The sequence below is a fragment of the Pelosinus propionicus DSM 13327 genome (genome assembly GCF_900114615.1).
GTDB lineage: Bacteria > Bacillota > Negativicutes > DSM-13327 > DSM-13327 > Pelosinus > Pelosinus propionicus.
Genome location: NZ_FOTS01000043.1, coordinates 25559 through 43738, shown reverse-complemented (window position 1 = coordinate 43738; position 18180 = coordinate 25559). Strand labels below are relative to the sequence as shown.

General features: G+C 38.5%; 18 protein-coding genes. 6 read left to right on the top strand and 12 right to left on the bottom strand.

Annotated features, from left to right (window positions below; genetic code table 11):
• The 5 genes from BMZ99_RS19335 to BMZ99_RS19315 all read right to left on the bottom strand — a co-directional run.
• The coding region (locus BMZ99_RS19335) for a transposase (RefSeq protein WP_139214800.1) at positions 1 to 262 on the bottom strand (262 nt) is incomplete at its 3' end.
• 193 nt (positions 263 to 455) lie between these two features.
• Positions 456 to 776 carry a carboxymuconolactone decarboxylase family protein gene (locus BMZ99_RS19330; RefSeq protein ID WP_090941344.1) on the bottom strand — a complete coding sequence of 107 codons (321 nt, stop codon included), beginning with the start codon at positions 774 to 776 and terminating at the stop codon, positions 456 to 458.
• Positions 777 to 847: 71 nt separating this feature from the next.
• Positions 848 to 1753, bottom strand: coding sequence for a 5'-nucleotidase (locus tag BMZ99_RS19325; protein ID WP_090941341.1), 906 nt, complete (start codon positions 1751 to 1753; stop codon positions 848 to 850).
• 116 nt (positions 1754 to 1869) lie between these two features.
• Positions 1870 to 4449, bottom strand: a complete 2580-nt coding sequence (clpB, locus tag BMZ99_RS19320) for an ATP-dependent chaperone ClpB (RefSeq protein ID WP_090941338.1) — start codon at positions 4447 to 4449, stop codon at positions 1870 to 1872.
• Between the two features lie 40 nt (positions 4450 to 4489).
• A complete protein-coding gene (locus tag BMZ99_RS19315) occupies positions 4490 to 5488 on the bottom strand; it encodes a DnaJ C-terminal domain-containing protein (RefSeq protein WP_090941335.1) in 999 nt (332 codons plus the stop codon).
• Between the two features lie 427 nt (positions 5489 to 5915).
• On the opposite strand from BMZ99_RS19315, the gene BMZ99_RS19310 reads away from it, so the two are divergent.
• Entirely contained in the window at positions 5916 to 7616 is a 1701-nt protein-coding gene (locus tag BMZ99_RS19310) for a methyl-accepting chemotaxis protein (protein ID WP_090941332.1), read from the top strand.
• 108 nt (positions 7617 to 7724) lie between these two features.
• Here BMZ99_RS19310 and BMZ99_RS19305 read toward each other — a convergent pair whose 3' ends face one another.
• Both BMZ99_RS19305 and BMZ99_RS19300 read right to left on the bottom strand, forming a co-directional pair.
• Positions 7725 to 8843 (bottom strand): trans-sulfuration enzyme family protein, encoded by a 1119-nt coding sequence (locus BMZ99_RS19305; protein WP_090941329.1) that lies wholly within the window; start codon positions 8841 to 8843, stop codon positions 7725 to 7727.
• A 287-nt stretch (positions 8844 to 9130) separates the two neighbouring features.
• Positions 9131 to 9613 carry a CBO0543 family protein gene (locus BMZ99_RS19300; RefSeq protein ID WP_090941326.1) on the bottom strand — a complete coding sequence of 161 codons (483 nt, stop codon included), beginning with the start codon at positions 9611 to 9613 and terminating at the stop codon, positions 9131 to 9133.
• Positions 9614 to 9823: 210 nt separating this feature from the next.
• On the opposite strand from BMZ99_RS19300, the gene BMZ99_RS19295 reads away from it, so the two are divergent.
• The 3 genes from BMZ99_RS19295 (at position 9824) to BMZ99_RS19285 (ending at position 11950) form a co-directional block, all read left to right on the top strand.
• The gene (locus BMZ99_RS19295) at positions 9824 to 10354 is read left to right on the top strand and encodes a CBO0543 family protein (RefSeq protein WP_090941323.1); all 531 of its coding nucleotides are present in this window, start codon (positions 9824 to 9826) and stop codon (positions 10352 to 10354) included.
• A gap of 88 nt (positions 10355 to 10442) precedes the next feature.
• Positions 10443 to 11192 carry a YoaP domain-containing protein gene (locus BMZ99_RS19290; RefSeq protein ID WP_090941320.1) on the top strand — a complete coding sequence of 250 codons (750 nt, stop codon included), beginning with the start codon at positions 10443 to 10445 and terminating at the stop codon, positions 11190 to 11192.
• Between the two features lie 158 nt (positions 11193 to 11350).
• On the top strand, positions 11351 to 11950 hold the full coding sequence (locus BMZ99_RS19285) for a nitroreductase family protein (protein ID WP_090941317.1): 600 nt from the start codon (positions 11351 to 11353) through the stop codon (positions 11948 to 11950).
• Positions 11951 to 12088: 138 nt separating this feature from the next.
• On the opposite strand, the gene lpxA is transcribed toward BMZ99_RS19285, so the two are convergent.
• Together lpxA and BMZ99_RS19275 are read right to left on the bottom strand one after the other, a co-directional pair.
• Positions 12089 to 12913, bottom strand: coding sequence for an acyl-ACP--UDP-N-acetylglucosamine O-acyltransferase (gene lpxA / locus BMZ99_RS19280; RefSeq protein ID WP_090941314.1), 825 nt, complete (start codon positions 12911 to 12913; stop codon positions 12089 to 12091).
• Positions 12914 to 12974: 61 nt separating this feature from the next.
• Entirely contained in the window at positions 12975 to 13598 is a 624-nt protein-coding gene (locus tag BMZ99_RS19275) for a hypothetical protein (RefSeq protein ID WP_245755058.1), read from the bottom strand.
• Positions 13599 to 13922: 324 nt separating this feature from the next.
• On the opposite strand from BMZ99_RS19275, the gene BMZ99_RS19270 reads away from it, so the two are divergent.
• On the top strand, positions 13923 to 14594 hold the full coding sequence (locus BMZ99_RS19270) for a response regulator transcription factor (protein WP_090941307.1): 672 nt from the start codon (positions 13923 to 13925) through the stop codon (positions 14592 to 14594).
• Positions 14595 to 14883: 289 nt separating this feature from the next.
• Entirely contained in the window at positions 14884 to 15240 is a 357-nt protein-coding gene (locus BMZ99_RS19265; protein WP_245755057.1) for a MarR family winged helix-turn-helix transcriptional regulator, read from the top strand.
• A gap of 75 nt (positions 15241 to 15315) precedes the next feature.
• Here BMZ99_RS19265 and BMZ99_RS19260 read toward each other — a convergent pair whose 3' ends face one another.
• The 3 genes from BMZ99_RS19260 to BMZ99_RS19250 are packed head-to-tail and all read right to left on the bottom strand — an operon-like array spanning position 15316 to position 18148.
• Positions 15316 to 16104 carry a short-chain-enoyl-CoA hydratase gene (locus BMZ99_RS19260; protein WP_090941301.1) on the bottom strand — a complete coding sequence of 263 codons (789 nt, stop codon included), beginning with the start codon at positions 16102 to 16104 and terminating at the stop codon, positions 15316 to 15318.
• Between the two features lie 43 nt (positions 16105 to 16147).
• Positions 16148 to 17344 carry an electron transfer flavoprotein subunit alpha gene (locus tag BMZ99_RS19255; RefSeq protein WP_090941297.1) on the bottom strand — a complete coding sequence of 399 codons (1197 nt, stop codon included), beginning with the start codon at positions 17342 to 17344 and terminating at the stop codon, positions 16148 to 16150.
• An 18-nt stretch (positions 17345 to 17362) separates the two neighbouring features.
• Positions 17363 to 18148: an electron transfer flavoprotein subunit beta/FixA family protein gene (locus BMZ99_RS19250; RefSeq protein WP_090941294.1), complete on the bottom strand. Its 786-nt coding sequence runs from the start codon at positions 18146 to 18148 to the stop codon at positions 17363 to 17365.
• Positions 18149 to 18180 lie beyond the last annotated feature (32 nt).

Below are 18180 nucleotides of genomic sequence, written 5' to 3'. Positions count from 1 at the left end.
GTTCTAGTTTACGGCTGGAGTAGATGCCGTTCATGTATCCATACACGAGAACTTTAAACAACCGTTTCGGTGATTTCTCGATTCTCCCCATGCGAGAGTACGCGGCGTACAATTTTCTGTAATCCATCCCTTCCATTACCGCGTTGAGTAAGCGTACCGAATCTTCTGCCGGGATCATTTCGCCAATATCCATGGGCAGAAGAAATAGTTGATAGGTATCCTCGTTTACTGTATAATCTGGTTGTAAATTCTTTTTCGTCATAAATTTGATTTTACAACAAAAAACGGCTTCTGACTCTTGTCAGTTGCCGTTTTTTGTTGCTTTTGGAGGCTGGCTTAATGCGACAGCCCCTTTTAGCATTTTTAAGGCTGAGGATGAATGAATCCCAATTTGATCTAGCTTGCTTTCTAATCCTAGACCGATATTCGATAAGCTGCTTTATCAGGAAATACTCTTAATCCTGATCATAGGCATTTAAAGCAATTGGTAAGGATTGGATCACCACATTTCCTGCTGCTGGCAGTCCTACTAGAATCGCACTTATGACTTCTTCTCTGGTCGCTCCTGCTGCTTTCGCTTGTTTTACGTGAAAAGGCAGACCGCCTTCCAGCCTCAATACAGCTAATACAGATAAATAAGAGAGCGTTTCTGTTTTCCTATCGAGCTGACTTGCTGCACCCCACTTTTGTACCGTCTCCATCCAGACCTTATGATATTCTGGAGCCTCTGTCAAAAAAGTCTGAAAGGCATTACTGATTAATAATTTATCACTCATTTTTTATCCTCCTATATGAAGTATTTCTTTTTAGTGCTTTAGGTTTTCTTGCTTTATATGTTTCGATCATCTTAACTGTTAGCTACACCGCTTGGAACATGTCCAGTTGGTACTACTTTTGATGCATTAATACAATAGGTGTGCTGGTCATCAAAAAAGATATGGGGATTAAAGCTTTCTAAAATCGCAGCTTTATCCAATCCACCTAAAAAGAAAGCTTCATCCACTGTGATTCCCCATGATCGTAATGTCTTAATTGCTCTTTTATGAGCAGGCGCATTTCGCGCTGTAACAAGTGCCGTTCGTATTGTCTTCTTCTTATCTTTATTAGCCTTCTGCACATTATTTAAGGCTGTCAAAAAAGACATGAAGGGACCAGGTAAAAGGGGTATTTCACTTTTTTCCGCTTCATGTTTTTTGAATTCTTCTAAACCCAGCTTCTGATATATTTTTTCTGCTTCATCACTAAATATAACTGCATCACCATCAAAAGCAACACGAATCTCTTCCATATCATCGTCTTGCTTTGCATAGGTTCCTGCATAAATAGTAGCACTGGCATGCCCATTTGCAAGAGCAAGTGCTACATCCTCAGGATTAGCAGATAAAAACAAATCCGCTTTAAAAGCTTTTAAATATTTATAAGGAGAACGTCCCCTAGTAAATGCAGCTCTGGTAATATCTAATTGATGCTGCTCTATAGAATTAAAAACTCTCAATCCAGTATTAGGATCATTTTTAGAAATTAGAATAATTTCTACCATAGGTTCTCCTGTCTCAGGATCTCGCAGCTTCAGCAGACGTTTTATTAATGGAAAAGCTACTCCATGATTCAGCAGCTCATTTTCATGTTCAATTTGATATTTGGTATACTGCTCTTCTCCATCCTCTTCGAAAATTTTATTACTTGCATCTAAGTCAAAAAGAGCACGTGAAGATATGGCAATTACTAACTTACCTTCTAATGTAACCGGCATGCTCACTCCTCCTGTTTGGATGATGACGCTAATACTTCATTCTATTTACCATAAAATAATAAACTCCTGCAAAGAAAACTTTGCAGAAGTTTATTATTTTTAAAGACATACAACTTTTATAACGGGCTCAAGATGATTGTACCATCCTGCGCTTTCAGCGTAACTGTATTGCCTTCCATGATTTCACCACGGACTATTTTTTTACTTAATTCGGTTTCGATAGACCTGCTGATTTGGCGGCGCAGCGGTCGAGCACCAAATGCAGAATCATATCCTTTCTTAGATAATAATGTCAAGACAGCCTCATCCCATACCAAAGTAATATTCATCTGCTTTTGCAAGCGCTTATTTAAGCTTTCCAATAGAATTCCAGCAATTTTACTAACTTGCTGCTCAGATAGAGCATTAAAGACAATAATATCGTCAATGCGGTTCAAGAATTCAGGTCTGAAATGAGATTTGAGCATGCTAAGTACTTTTTCTTTAGCCCTCTCGAACTCATTTTGCAAGATTTCAGCCGATCCTAAGTTGGAGGTCATGATAACAACCGTATTTTTAAAATTGACAGTCCTGCCTTTACCATCTGTTAGCCGTCCATCGTCTAATATTTGCAGCAGCACATTAAATACATCGCTATGCGCTTTTTCAATTTCGTCCAGTAAAATTACGCTATAAGGACGACGGCGTACAGCTTCTGTTAATTGCCCCCCTTCATCATGACCAACATAACCCGGAGGAGCACCAATTAAGCGCGCTACGGTATGTTTCTCCATATATTCACTCATGTCTACACGGATCATGCTGCGCTCGTCATCAAATAATACTTCTGCCAGCGTTTTAGCCAATTCCGTTTTGCCAACACCTGTTGGGCCAAGAAAGATAAAAGATCCAATTGGACGATTCGGGTCCTTCACCCCTGCCCTTGCTCTGATGATGGCTTCGCTTACAGCCTGCACAGCATCATCCTGTCCTACAACTCTTGAATGTAAAATGCTTTCTAAGTTCGCCAGTTTTTCTCGCTCTCCCGCTAACATGCGACTAACCGGAATCCCCGTCCAGCGGCTAACAATCTTAGCGATATCATCTTCACCGACTTCCTCTTTTAACAGGACTTTATCATTATGCTTTTTACTTAGTAATTCATCCTCATTTTTTAACCGTGCTTCTAACTCTGGCAGCTTACCGTATTTGAGCTCTGCCAAATGAGTAAGATCATAAGCCCTTTCTGCAGTCTCCATCTCGGCTTTAACAGATTCAATTTCTTTTTTCAAACCACGCAGGCGCAGTATAGCTTCCTTTTCTCCCTGCCACTGAACTTTCAGTACATCTGTTTCTTGGCGCAGATTTTTTAATTCTTCTTGAATCGTATTCAGTTTTTCCGAGGAAGAAGCATCACTCTCTTTTTTAAGAGCTTGTTCCTCAATTTCAAGCTGCATTACCCGGCGCAATATCTCATCTAGCTCACTAGGCATCGAATCAATTTCTGTACGTAATTTCGCACCAGCCTCATCTACCAAGTCAATCGCTTTGTCAGGCAAGAAGCGATCGGAAATGTACCGATCTGACAGTACAGCTGCCGACACTAGAGCACTGTCTTTGATTCGAACACCATGATGAATTTCATAGCGTTCTTTTAAGCCTCTTAATATCGAAATCGTATCCTCTACTGTAGGCTGATCAACAAGAACTGGTTGAAAACGGCGCTCTAAAGCAGCATCTTTTTCAATATGTTTACGATATTCATTCAAAGTGGTAGCGCCAATACAACGAAGTTCACCTCTTGCAAGCATAGGCTTTAAAATATTGCCTGCATCCATGGCTCCTTCCGCAGCACCAGCTCCCACTACGGTATGAAGTTCATCAATAAACAAAAGAATTTTTCCCTCTGATTTAACAATTTCATTTAAGACATTTTTCAATCGTTCCTCAAACTCACCCCTATATTTGGCACCAGCCACTAAGGAGCTAAGATCCAGGGAATATAAACTTTTATTCTTCAGTGTTTCTGGCACATCCCCAGCAACAATGCGCCGAGCTAATCCCTCTACAATCGCTGTCTTGCCAACTCCAGGTTCACCGATCAGAACAGGATTATTTTTGGTACGGCGGGATAGTATTTCTATTGCTCTGCGAATTTCTTCATCTCGGCCAATAACAGGATCCAATTTTCCCTGTTTAGCCATCTCGGTCAAATCCCGTCCATATTTTGATAATGCTTGGTAACCTTCTTCCGGATTGTCACTGGTAATCCGCTGTCCTTGACGATATTCTTTTACAATCTGCTGAATACGGCTGCGATGCAGTCCAAATTCCCTGCAGAATTCCACCACGTCACTGTCACCATCTTCTACAATAGCTAATAATAGATGTTCTGTACTAATAAATTGATCCTTCATACCAGTTGCAGTTTTCTCCGCTAAACCTAACACTCGAATCATTGCTGTATTCATTCGCAGACTGCCTTCTTGACCTCGAATAGAAGGCTGATTCGTGATTAATTTCTCTACTTTGGCCTTTAAAAGTTTAACATCAATTTGCGATTGGGACAAAATCTGCCCAATCATGCCATCGTCCTCTTTGACTAATGCTAATAATAAATGCCTGGTACTTACTTCTTGCTGGTAATGCAGCGCGGTTAGCTGCTGCGCTTCTGAAAGGGCAGCTAATGCCTTTTGCGTGTATTGCTCTTGATTCATAATGTCTACCTCCTCTATATAACAAACAGAACAGCCTTAATCATGTTTCTTTGTGGCGCAAAGCATAAATCTGTTTATAAAGCTCTATTTCTTCCTTTTTTTGATCTCTAGGAACATCAATCTGTATTTTTATATACAAATCTCCCAACGTTGCATTTTTCTTAAATCCTCTATCTTTTAAACGAAGTTTCTGGCCAGAGCCAGTTCCTGGCTGAATCTTCACCTCAACTATGCCTGATGGAGTACGTACGGAAACCAGATCACCTAAAACAGCTTGTTCCGGATAAATCGTCAAATCGCCCTCTACGTCAATCTGATTGATAACACGCCAATTAGACTGGGATTTCATCGCTGCATGAAGATACAAATCACCATTTGAACCAGCATTTGAACCTTTCCCCCCCATTCCTTTTAGACGTAATATCGTACCAGGATAAGACTTACCAGGAATTTTCACCTTTAGCTTTTTATGCTCTTCCGTAGATCCTGCTCCCTTACAGGTACTGCATATACCCCTGCTGGTAAAACGCTGGCCACCACAGGCAGCACAAATAACTGGTACATCAATTTGGACTTCTTTCTCTGCTCCCGCCATCAGCTCTTCCATTGTCAGGCTAATTGTGGCTTCCACATCGTCTCCTTCATATCTAGGCTGCTTTGCCTCATAATCTCTCCCATATCCACCTCGCCGGCTAGAAAACTCTTGCCCAAAAATGGATGAGAAAAAATCGCTAAAACCAAAATCATCCATTCCATCCATATGATACGTCTGATATCCAGCATTAGGTGGTGGTTGAAATTCTTGTCCCATCCGCCAGTTTTTCCCTAATTTATCATACTTTTCCCGATTAGAAGCATCACCCAATACTTCATATGCCTCGTTAATTTCTTTAAACTTTTCTTCAGCTTCTTTCTTTTCTTTCCCTTTTTGCACATCAGGATGATACTGCCTGGCTAGTTTACGATATGCCGTTTTTATTTCTTTATCAGTTGCAGTCTTTGGCACACCTAAAACTTCATAATAGTCAATAAATTTCATACCTATCACCTACCTTCTTTGTAAGCTGCAAATTTATTTTTACAGCAGTTTAAATCAAATTGCTTCAATTATAGTCTTTATACTATATTCTAAATTGAGGCGATATTCTTTGATCTTAATCAATGAATATTATATTTACCATCTAGTATTAACCTTATCATTTAATAATATTTTACCAATTTCCTTTATCAAAAGTCAATGTTTTTATTTGACTATTTGACTTTTGTTGGTGATTAATTACCTTTTTATTTTTTTGCAAGTTTACATTTTTTATTGACAGAAAATGATTTTATTGGTTAAATTAACTATAAACCAGCCTGCTTACTAGCTTAAATGGTTATTTTTTCAACCAGCATACTGAGAACCTCTCTCAATATGCTGGTTGAAAAAGGCACTGTAAGAAAATAATTTCGTTAGGGGTAAATGTATGGAAACAAGAAGATGGTCAATCAAATTTCAACTTTTAGGTATTTTTCTAATTTCGGTTGTTCTATTAATCGCGTTATCTCTTTTTTCTTCTTACAAATTCAGTGATATGGGAAATAGGGTAGAAAAAGTTCAATCCTACAGTATTCCAGAAGCTTTTCAAATTCGTGAAGCCTTTGCTCAGCTACAGCGGGCTCGCATTGATCGCTTAAAATATACGCAATACAATGACACACAGTATGAAAATGCGTATCGCATTGAAATTGCTGAAGTGATCAACTTGCTGACAGCCTATCGTAAAGCAGCTGCCAATACTGCCGCCCAAACGGCTGCAGATCAAACTCTTGCTAATGTGATTCACTTCCGCGATTATAGTGATAAAATTATTATTGCGCAAAAAGCTGGAGATAGACCTGAAATGGCAAAACAAATCAAGTTCATGGTAAAAACCTCAGAGGACCTTGATAAAGACTTTGAAAATTTATTTACAGTGCAAGATGGTATTATTAAAGAACAAACAACTTATATTGATGCAAGTGTAAAATTCCAAAATTCATTTGCAGTCGTAGCTAATATAGTCGTTCTTCTTCTCGTAATTGGACTACTCTTCTGGTACAGTAATCATATGAGCCGTCGATTAAATCACTTAAAAGAAGCATTAAGTAATATCGCTCATTTTGATTTAAGCACTGCCGATATTACTTCAACCATAAATGATGAAATCGGCGATATGAACAAAGAAATTGTCCTCATGAAAAACAACCTAAAAAAAATGGTCACTACCCTTCAGTTGAGTACAGACACGCTATCCTCTTCCAGTCAAGAATTAAACGCAACTGTAGAAGAATACACCGCTTCTGTCTCTATTGTTGCCTCTACTGTAGATGAAATTGCAGCAGGTGCAAATGAAAATTCTCATAGCATTGACGATATCTCTGGTACTCTTGCACGAATGAATGCTGGAAGTGAAGAGATGAATACGCAAGCTTTAGAAGTAAGCACCAATACAAATAACGCTGTAAATGAGGCCCAAAAAGGGATGGAATTACTTAGTAACGTGGTCAGCCAGAATAAAAATGTAAGCATTGCTATGGTAGAAATCACTACTGCAACGGATAAAATCTCTAATTCATCTGACAAGATCAAAGGTATCGTAGAAGTCATCAACTCAATTGCTGCCCAGACAAATCTTCTTGCTCTCAATGCAGCGATTGAAGCGGCGCGAGCTGGTGAAGCAGGCAGAGGATTTGCGGTAGTAGCGGATGAGGTTCGCAAGCTCGCTGAGCAGTCAGCTACTGCCACTACTGATATTGCACTCATTATAAATTCTATGAGTCAAGAAATTTCAACTGCAGTAGGAGTGGTAGAAAAAGCAAATTGGGAAGTAGGCAAAGGGAAAGAATCGATTGATCTGACGCAGAAAGAATTTGATTTAATTCATGAGAAACTATCCGTTGTGAAATCAGGTATTGAACAGATCACACAAGTCATTGCTGAAACAGCCTCAAGTACCCAAAATGTAGCATCTCATATTCAGCGGATTAGCTCGGTTGCTCACCAGACTTCTACAGATACCAGCGTTGTAGCACAAACCATTAATCAACAGGAAAATAATATTAATGAAATTCGCACCAATGCTGAATCATTAGCCTCCCTTGCTACAGATCTGAATGAAGTAGCTTCTACTTTTAAAATCGCTTAACAAAATGTAATGAAGACGGGCTGCGTAGATTTACAGCCCGTCTTCATTACATTTTCTATTTTAATAGTACGTTTTCTAAAGAGAATGCAGCAACATCCTCCAAAGAGTTTATCCTAATGCATCATTGAGATCGGCAATCAGATCCTCTATATTTTCCAGTCCCACTGAGAATCGGAGTAAATTATCGGGGGTTTTACTTTGAGGTCCCTCAATAGAAGCCCGATGTTCAATAAGACTTTCTACCCCTCCTAGGCTTGTTGCTCGTTTAATGATTTTTAAACGTCCAATAAAAGCTAACGCTTCTTCTTTATTGCCCCGAATTTGGAAGGATAGCATACCACCAAATTGACTCATCTGCCGCAAAACAATATCATGTCCTGGATGATCGACTAGCCCTGGATAATGTACTTTCTGGATTCCAGGATGTTTTTGTAAAAATTTTGCAATCCCGAACGCATTCTCTGAATGATTTTTCATACGGCAGCTTAGGGTCTGAATCCCCCGTAACACTAGCCAGCAATCAAACGGTGCAGGAACTGCTCCGCCGATTTGCTGCAGCATGCGAATTTTATCAAAAAAAGCATCTTTTATTTTACTGATTACAGCACCACCCAAAACATCACTATGCCCTCCGAAATATTTAGTCGTAGAATGGATAACAATATCAGCCCCCAATTCCAAAGGTCTTTGCAGTATAGGCGTTGGCCAAGTATTATCACAAACGCAAAGGGCTCCTGCTTCATGAGCAATGGCTGATAAAGCAGAAATATCGGTTATCTTTAATAAAGGATTCGAAGGAGTTTCTAAATAGATTATCTTAGTATTCGCTTTCATTACTGCCCGAACTTGAGAAAAATCATTTACATCCACATAACTTACCTGCAATCCCCACGGTACTAAAATATCTTGTAATATCCTCGTAGTTCCATGGTATAAGTCCTGGGATACAACGACATGGTCTCCAGGAAGCAATGCTTGAAATACATTCAAGATTGCTGCTAAACCGGAGGAAAATGCAGCAGCTCCTTCTCCCCCTTCTAAACCACACAAACACTTCTCCAAAGCATCTCGATTCGGATTGCTCAAACGACTGTAAACATGACCACGCGGATAACTGCCATCTGTGTCACGTTCAAAGGTTGTTGACAAATGTATAGGAGGTGCTATTGCACCTGTCTCTTGATCTATCTCATGCCCAAGATGAATTGCTTTTGTTTCAATTTTCATATCCCATCCTCCTCGTATTCTGTTAAACTCCTTTCTTCTTATAAAGAAAAAGGTTAAAGCCGGCAAAATCCCCGTACTTTAGCCTCCATTGCGCTGTTAGGTGATCGTCATTGATCAAATTAATTTAAATTTTACTATGGGTACGTATAGAAACTTTTACAATTTTATTACTACCTATAGTACAGTAGTTTATCACTTATCAATACTACTGTCTACCGCTAAAAGGCCAAACACTGCAGACTTGTTATCATAAGCTTTTTATCTTGTTTTGCTATACATGGGAAATGTTATTTGCCTTCAAAATAATTACAGCCCCAGCGAAAAAAAGCAATAAATGCTCTTGAGCATAGAAATGTAGTCAACATCGTATAAAAACTAGTAAACCAGCTCCAATTTAAATACTCAATCAGATCCGTATATACTTCAAGAGGATATTCGATAGCGGTAATCACTGCACTAAATATTCCTGCATAATAAATGATTGGCCATAATCCCCGTTTTCTTGTAACTTGATTATATAAAACGCATGCAGTAGGAAATACCCATAATTCAAACAAGATACTTGTATTATAGTAATGTGGCAGCAGCCGAACAGGATAGTCCAATAGCTTTAAGTTTACAACCGGACTCCCCCAGGCAAAGTCAATAACGGATTTAAAGAGAAAAACAACTATCCAATCCCGAAAATATCGCCAATCAACGACATAGATCAATAACATCAACGTAATTACTGCCGCTACTATGGTAATAATTGTCTCTACACTCAGCATTATTTTTGTATCCCCCACCGTTAATAGAGTTTTAAGATTATTATTTTATACGATTTACTTTAATTTATCCTTCCTCCCTCTGTAATTCATGATTCAAAAGCCTCACGGGTTCGTAGGATAAACCAATATTATTTTCTCAATACATAAGGATTAGTACATGTATGAGTTACATACACTAGTATATAAGTACTATAATAAGGTGGATGCTAAATGATAGAGTTATTTATTTTTCGGTTTTTATTAGTATGTGCTTTTATCATCAGCGTTTATCGCTTTGGAGATTGGAAAAATCTCCAAAACTATTATCCGACCATGCTTTTTGTCATGGTTGTCAATTTAAGTTCCTGTTTATTAACCTATCATCATGTTTTGTGGGGGTTTGGTCCGGATTATTTTATTAAAACATCTACTGTCGTTGAACTAATTAACTCATATATTGCTTTACCAGCTACAGTATTCATTTTCTTATCCCGTTTTCCTTCATCTGGGAAACTGTTTCAATATGCCTACTTTGCTTTATGGATTTTGATTTTTAGTACCATTGAATTGATCGATTATACATTAGGAGGAATCTCCTATCAAAATGGCTGGTCATGGCGTATATCCACCCTTTTCGATTTTGCTATTTTTTCTATTGTAAAACTTCATCATTCTAAACCTTTCTTGGCCTGGTCTATTACATTCTTTTTAGCAGCAATTATATTATATTTATTTGATTTCCATACCGCTGAGATGAAGTAAGCTACTTTTTTCCTTTTCTAATATGAAAAAGGATTTTTTAAGTACAATGGTAAATGTATAAATAAGGATTATAAATTGGAGTGCTATTGTGAAGATTATAAGTATAACAAATGACACCATTCATAAGGAACATATATGCTGCTGCTTATCTGATCAAAAATCAGAATCTGGTGTACGTCTCAAAAAGGAATGGCTAAGTAATCGGCTCTTGGAAGGTTTAATGTTTAAACGTCTCGATCAGAGAGGTAAAGTGTTTATTGAGTATCTTCCCGCTGAAAAAGCTTGGGTTCCGATCCATGCTCCTGGCTATATGATCATTAATTGTCATTGGGTGGCTGGCAGATATAAGGGAGAAGGCTGGGGGAAAAAACTCTTGGAAGAATGCGAAAAAGATGCGAAGGACTTGCATGGCATTGTTATCATCTCTAGCAGTAAGAAAAAGCCCTACCTTTCCGATAAAAAATTTTTAATAAAACAAGGCTTCGAAGTATGTGATACAGCTCCTCCCTATTTTGAGCTGCTGGTAAAACGGTTTTGTCCGACATCTCCTATGCCTCATTTCCATGATAATGCAAAAACCCTACGTGTTGGCTTTGGGCCTGGTTTAGACATCTATTACACTGCCCAATGTCCTTTTTCTATAAATTACGCTCAAGAAGCTCTTTTACTTTCTCAGGACTCTTGTCTTCCCATACGAGTTCATCAACTTACCACAAAAGAAGAAGCTCAAAATCATAGTTGTCCAGTAACCACTTATAGTGCTTTTTTAAATGGCCAATTCATAACACATGAGATATTAAATCAAGCTAAGATCTTAACATTACTATCGAATCAATAACTATTATAAATTTTTTAAAAAAATCACACATAAGCCGTATCCTTTTTTAAAAAAATTTGACTAATATTATAAGAAGCAGTAATTAATTATTTTAGGCAGGTCTTCAAAATCTGCTTAGAAATATAAGAAATCAAAAATGTAAAAATGAGGTGTCAATTATGTCCAAAGATTTTTATGCCGCTTTAAAAGCTAGACGTTCGATTTATAGTATTAGTAAAGAAGAAATTGTATCTCATGAAAAGATACAAGAAATCATTGAAGCTGCTGTAAAGCATACTCCATCTGCATTTAATTCACAAAGTACTAGAATACTCCTATTATTAGGAAAGCAGCACGATACTTTGTGGGATATTACCAAAGAAGCACTGAGGAAGATTGTTCCGGAAAATGCTTTTGCTCCTACAGAAGAAAAGATAAATTCTTTTAAAAGTGGATATGGTACTGTGTTATTTTTTGAAGATGAAACCGTGATTAAAGATCTCCAAACCCAATTTGCTCTTTATAAGGACAACTTTCCGATCTGGTCACATCATGCTTCCGGTATGGCACAATTGGTTGTATGGACTGGATTAGAAGCAGAAGGACTCGGTGCTTCCCTGCAGCATTATGGTGGTCTGATCGAAGAGCAAGTTATCCAAACGTGGAATGTTCCAACAACATGGAAATTGATTGCGCAGCTTCCTTTTGGAAAACCAACTTCAGCACCTGGTGAGAAAGAATTTAAACCTTTAGATGAACGCATTAAAGTCTACAAATAATATAAAAGCAGATCGATTCCTTCTAGAGTCGATCTGCTTTTATATTGAATTCATCATAAATATGAAAAAGTACAGCTTATGTAGAGGAATAATCCCTTATACATCGAATTATTGATAATGCTTTGCACATCCAACTTTTTAACGCTTTTGCTTAGACACCCTCTGACAAATCCCACTTTTTGAATTGCGTAAAAAGGCTGTAAAGGACTCCAGTTCTTCCGACTTAGGCAGATCTTGCTCCATTGCCTCTAATGCTTGCCCCGTATCCAATCCCGAATAATATAGCAGTTTATAAGCACGCTTCATCACTTTACGCGTAGCCTCCTCGATTCCAGCACGAAGCATTCCAATTTTATTAAGACCTGCTATCTTGGCAACATTTCCATCCACCATAATATAAGGAGGTACATCTTGTACCACTTTAGAAAAACCACCAATCATAGCATTTCGCCCGATTTTTACGAACCGATGGATTCTAGCAAACCCTCCAATCGTAACTCGATCTTCTACCATTACATGACCGGCTAGATTAACAGCATTGGACATTACAACATGATTACCAATCATACAATTATGAGCTACGTGACTATATGCTAATAACAGACAATTAGAACCGATTTGTGTTTTTCTCCCCTTGCCGATTCCTCTGTTAATGGTTACAAACTCTCTAATATGGGTATGATCTCCAATCCTTACGTAACCTTTTTCACCAATGAACTTTTTATCCTGTGGATCTGATCCAATCGATGCGCCGGCATGAATTCTGCAATTTCTGCCAATGTTTGTCCAGCCATCAATTACAGCATTTGCCCCTATCTTAGTACCGTCTCCTATGCTGACATTGTTTCCAATGATTGCACACGGTCCAATCTCAACGTCCTTGCCAAGTTTAGCATTTGGAGAAATCACTGCTGTTTCATGTATCTTATTTAAAACCAGTATCTTAGCTTGATTTTGTATCACACTCAATGCACCGCCTTATCAAGATAATGGATTAATGAAAATTCTAGACCACTATACTATTTTATAAATTCATTAAATTAAGTGATTGATTCCATTTCTTCCACTCTGTCCGCTGAGTCGTTGTTAACTTGCCAGTGATTAGATTTATTGCATTTACAGTTTTCAATTTCTGCCTCCTTTGTTCCCAGGAAAGAGAAGTATCCGAAACAACAGACCAAACTCGCTGCTGTGATTTTATCAATGACTTAACAATATCCGTTTGCTGCTTTTCCGTAAGATCTAATTGTAGCATCATCATCGTGTATCGTTCTGTAAGCTGCTGACTTTCCTCCATTTGGCTTTCAAAGATTTCTCGATCTTTTAAAGGGAGCACTTGTGTAATTTTACTGCCTGCATCCATTCGAATCTCTTTCATTTGGCTTAAGGAATCCGCATAGTTGTATAAATCATCGAAATTATACAGATCATCAACCATTTTTTGTTTCCCTCGCAGCGCTCTCATCTGCTTGTCTGCATCTAGAATAATTCCATCAATTTGATCTCTTTGTTCTTTGGAAAGATTCAGGTTTATCCATAGTGATTCCTGATACATATTCGATACACCAATTTGCGCGGAACAAATCCCGAAGCCTAATATAATTTCAAAAAACACAATACAACATATAAATGTCTTAGCTATATGCAACGTCCTGCACTCCTTCATCCATTTTCTTCTTGTTATATGATGTCTTCATCGTCTTCTTAAGAATATACGACAATTTTAGACGTATTAATATTATTGATCTTATCGCATCTATCTTTTTTTTTTCATTGAAAATGAATATATTTATCAAAATTTGTTTTTTTTTACAATTTAATCGCTAGTAAAGAAATAATTATCCATTTCATGTCGAATAATTGTATTTTTTATGAAAATATCAAATCTAATTCAAACATTCTTTTTTTAAAATAGAAAAATAATCCAAGGAAGGCTAATTTAGACAAGGAAGTTACCATAAGAGGGTAAGCAATGAAAATTTTACTAATGGAAGACGAATCGAGAAGCAATGGAACGATGTCCCAACTCTTAAAAAAGCATGGTTATGCAGTTGATACTGCAGGAGATGAAGAAACAGGGGTGGAAATGGCCACAACACAAGTCCATGATATTATCCTCCTGTACCGCTCTTTGCCATGCAGTAACAGCATCTCCTTTTTAAAGAAAATTCGCAGTCTAAAAATTAATACTCCTGTTCTTTTTCTTATTGAAAAAAATATGCCCAAATATCGAATTGAAGCATTAGATGCTGGTGCTGACGATTCACTGGCAAAACCATTTTTTACAGGAGAATTGCTGGCTAGGCTGCGCGCCTTGAGCCGAAGAAAAAATAAGGATTTTGTCGGAGATAATATTTGTGCTGCAGGTCTTACTCTTCATCCGTTAAAAGGCAAAGTAATAAAAGGCAACCAAGCCATCCATCTCACCATGAAGGAATCATTACTTCTGGAAATGTTAATGCGCAATTTCGGTCAAGTTATTACCAAGGAACGAATTATGGAAAAGGTTTGGAGTTACAATTCTGAAACCAATATTGCCAATATCGACCTTTATATTCACTATCTGCGTAAAAAATTGAACTCATCTAATATTAAAACGGTAAGAGGAGTCGGATATTTTCTGCAGGAAGATACTTGTATATGATCTTTTACAGCAAATTCTACTTCACAAAATCAAAGGAACTAGACCATCTTTTCAGATATGGTCTAGTTCCTTTGCCCTATAGTAAATTAATTCTTGGTTAACTTACCTAAACTGCACTCTTCTTTATTGACAATACTAAAAAACCATATAGTATAATTGATATACATAAAATTTGCATACCAATTATAACAATGATTCAGAGGTGAATACAATATTGCTCCAAATCCTTGATAGTATGTGTATTCTTTTAGCCAAGTCAGAACAAAAGCATTTTTCTTATACAAAGAAAATGTTAGATCAATCAGGTTTAGAGCTCTCCCCTGGTCAATTAGTCGTTCTCTATTCCTTATTCGCAAAGGATAATATCTCCATATCAGAACTTAGTAAGAGTGTCTTGTTAGATAATTCAACTCTTACTGGTCTGATTGATCGTTTGGAAAAGGCAGGTTTTGTGATGCGCATTGATACTCCCAAGGATCGGCGCTCGTATCAAATAATCCTAACAGAGAAAGCCAAAAACCATAAATCAACAATATTGCAGGTAATGGAACAGATTGAAAATAAAATGTTAGAAGGTTCTAGTGAAGCAGAAATCATTATGTTTCGCAGCATTTTACAACGCATACTAATTAATTTCAGCGGCTAAAACAATGTAAAGATAAGGTGATAGAAGCGAAATGCCTCTATCACCTTATTTTATTACATCCATTACTCCAGTATTTTACTTACCAGTAAAGTTTGCTTTGCGTTTTTCAATAAAGGCAGTCATACCCTCTTTTTGATCCTGTGTTGCAAAGCACAGACCAAAAACTTCTGCTTCGTAGGCAATTCCTGACGTCAGATCAACATCCAGACCTCTATTGACTGCTGTTTTACAAACTTGTACGGCAATTGGTGCTCTTGCTATTATTTTCTGAGCCATTGCTTTCGCTTTACCAATTAGTTCATCGGGAGCTGCCACCTGATTTGCCAGACCAATTCGATATGCCTCCGCAGCATCAATCATATCACCAGTAAACAATAATTCTTTTGCTCTACCTTTGCCCACCAAACGCGGTAACCGTTGGGTTCCGCCGAATCCTGGTGGTATACCTAAAGACACTTCTGGCTGACCAAACTTTGCCTTTTCCGAAGCAATGCGAATATCGCAAGCCATGGCAAGTTCACATCCCCCACCTAATGCATAGCCATTTACTGCTGCAATAACAGGTTTGGAAAAATTCTCAATTTTATTAAATACGCCTTGTGCTAATTGCCCCCATTGCCGCCCTTCTACTGCTGTCTTATCTCTCATTTCAAGTATATCTGCGCCAGCAACAAAAGACTTTTCACCACTGCCAGTAACGATAACCACTTTAACAGCATCATTTGCAGCCAGTTGATCAAACATTTGATCCAATTCATGCACCGTTGCAGCATTTAACGCATTTAAAGCCTTTGGACGATTAATGGTAACTGTACCAATACCATCACTATCAATCTCTACTAATAAATTTGTATAATCTCCCATAACGAACACCTCTCCTTAATTTTTTAGGAATATTGCACTCAGATCAAGCACTCTTTATTTTTTTAAATTCCTCTGTTAAGATTGGCAATACTTCTAATACATCACCGACAATACCATAGTCAGCCATTTTGAAAATTGGTGCATCGGGATCTTTATTAATTGCAATGACAATATCAGATGACGACATGCCTGCCAAATGCTGAATTGCCCCTGAAATACCACAGGCAAAATAGATTTTGGGTCCTACAGTTTTCCCCGTCTGTCCCACTTGATGCAATGCCGGCTTCCATCCTGCGTCTACTGCAGCACGGGATGCACCAACAGAGGCACCAAGAACATTAGCCAACTCTTCCACAAGTGAAAAATTTTCAGGTTTGCACATTCCCCGCCCGCCAGATACGATAATCTCAGCTTCCTCCAAATTGCAGGATACGGTACAAACGTGAATCATGTCGATCAGCTTCGTCCGCATATCTTCTTGCTTTATTTTACTAACAACACGAATCAGTTCGCCTTTCTTAGTATAATCTAACGCAGGCTTCTTAAATACAGATGGCCGAACAGTGCCCATTTGAGGCCGATGTTCCGGACAGATAATTGTCGCCATGATATTACCGCCAAATGCGGGTCTAGTCCAAGAAACAAATCCGGTTGCCTCGTCAATACCAAGACCAGTACAATCAGCTGTTAATCCGGTTCCCACGCGGCATGCAACACGTGCCCCAAAATCTCGTCCATCGTTCGTCGCACCCATAAGAATAACAGATGGTTTATAATTGCTGATTAAATCAAATAATGTCGCCGTGTAACTATCCGTATTATATTGGGCTAATTCAGCAGCATCTACCAAATACACTTTATCAGAACCTGCTGCAAAAGCGTCCTGAGCCAATCTTTCCACGTTATGTCCAATCAGAACGCTCGCTAAACTTTGCCCCATACCATCTGCCAATTTACGCCCTTCACCTAGCAGCTCCAGACCAACATTGCGCAGTTTTCCTTCACCTACCTCCAGATATACCCATACATCTTTGTATTGGTGTTTATCCATAGCTACAACTTTATCTTCTTTTTCACGAAGAATTGCCTCTACTGGACAAGTATCAACACAAGCACCGCAAGCAGTGCACGCCTCCGTTATGTATGCTTTTTCGTCCTGCATTACAATGGCACCAAAGGGACATACAGATAAACAAGCACCACAGGCAATACATTCTTCTTGGTTCACTTTTATAGCCATTGTCCTGTCACCCTTCTTTTATATAATTTTCGCATCCGATAATTTTTGAATCAAAACAGAAACGGATTCCCATGCTGTAGCTTTTTGAATTACCACGCCTTCCGTGCGCTGAGGAGGAGTAAAAATTCTGCGGACTTGAGTGGGCGATCCCTTTAAACCAAGCTTTTGCTCATCTACATCAAGATCAGCCATGGTCCATACAGGGATTTCGACCCGATTGGCTTTCATTGTTGCTTTAATCGTAGGATATCTAGGTTCATTAATGGATTTTACTACTGATATCAGCAAAGGTAGTTTTCCTTCGATGATGCCATAGCCTTCCTCATACTCACGCTCTACAGAAACGGTATCACCATTCACTTCAATTTTAGCTACGTAGGTGATTTGTGCAATCCCCAAATGTTCTGCAATCTCTGGTCCGACTTGGGCGGTATCACCATCAATGGCTTGCTTGCCACAGAATATCAAATCATATGAACCAACCTTGCGGATTGCTGCCGCTAAGGTATAGCTGGTAGCCAAGGTATCCGCCCCGCCAAAGGCCCGATCGCTCACCAATATAGCTTGATCAGCTCCCATAGCCAAACATTCCTTCAATGCCTCTTTCGCTTGTGGCGGTCCCATAGAAATCACTGTAACCTTACCGCCATGCTTGTCTTTTAGCTGCAGAGCAGCCTCCAAGGCATTTTTATCAAAAGGATTAACAATACTAGGCACTCCTTGTCGAATCAACGTATTGGTTACTGGATCAATTTTTACTTCGGCAGTATCTGGAACTTGCTTAATACAAACAAGAATTTCCATCTCTTCGCCTCCTAATATAATTAATGCATTTC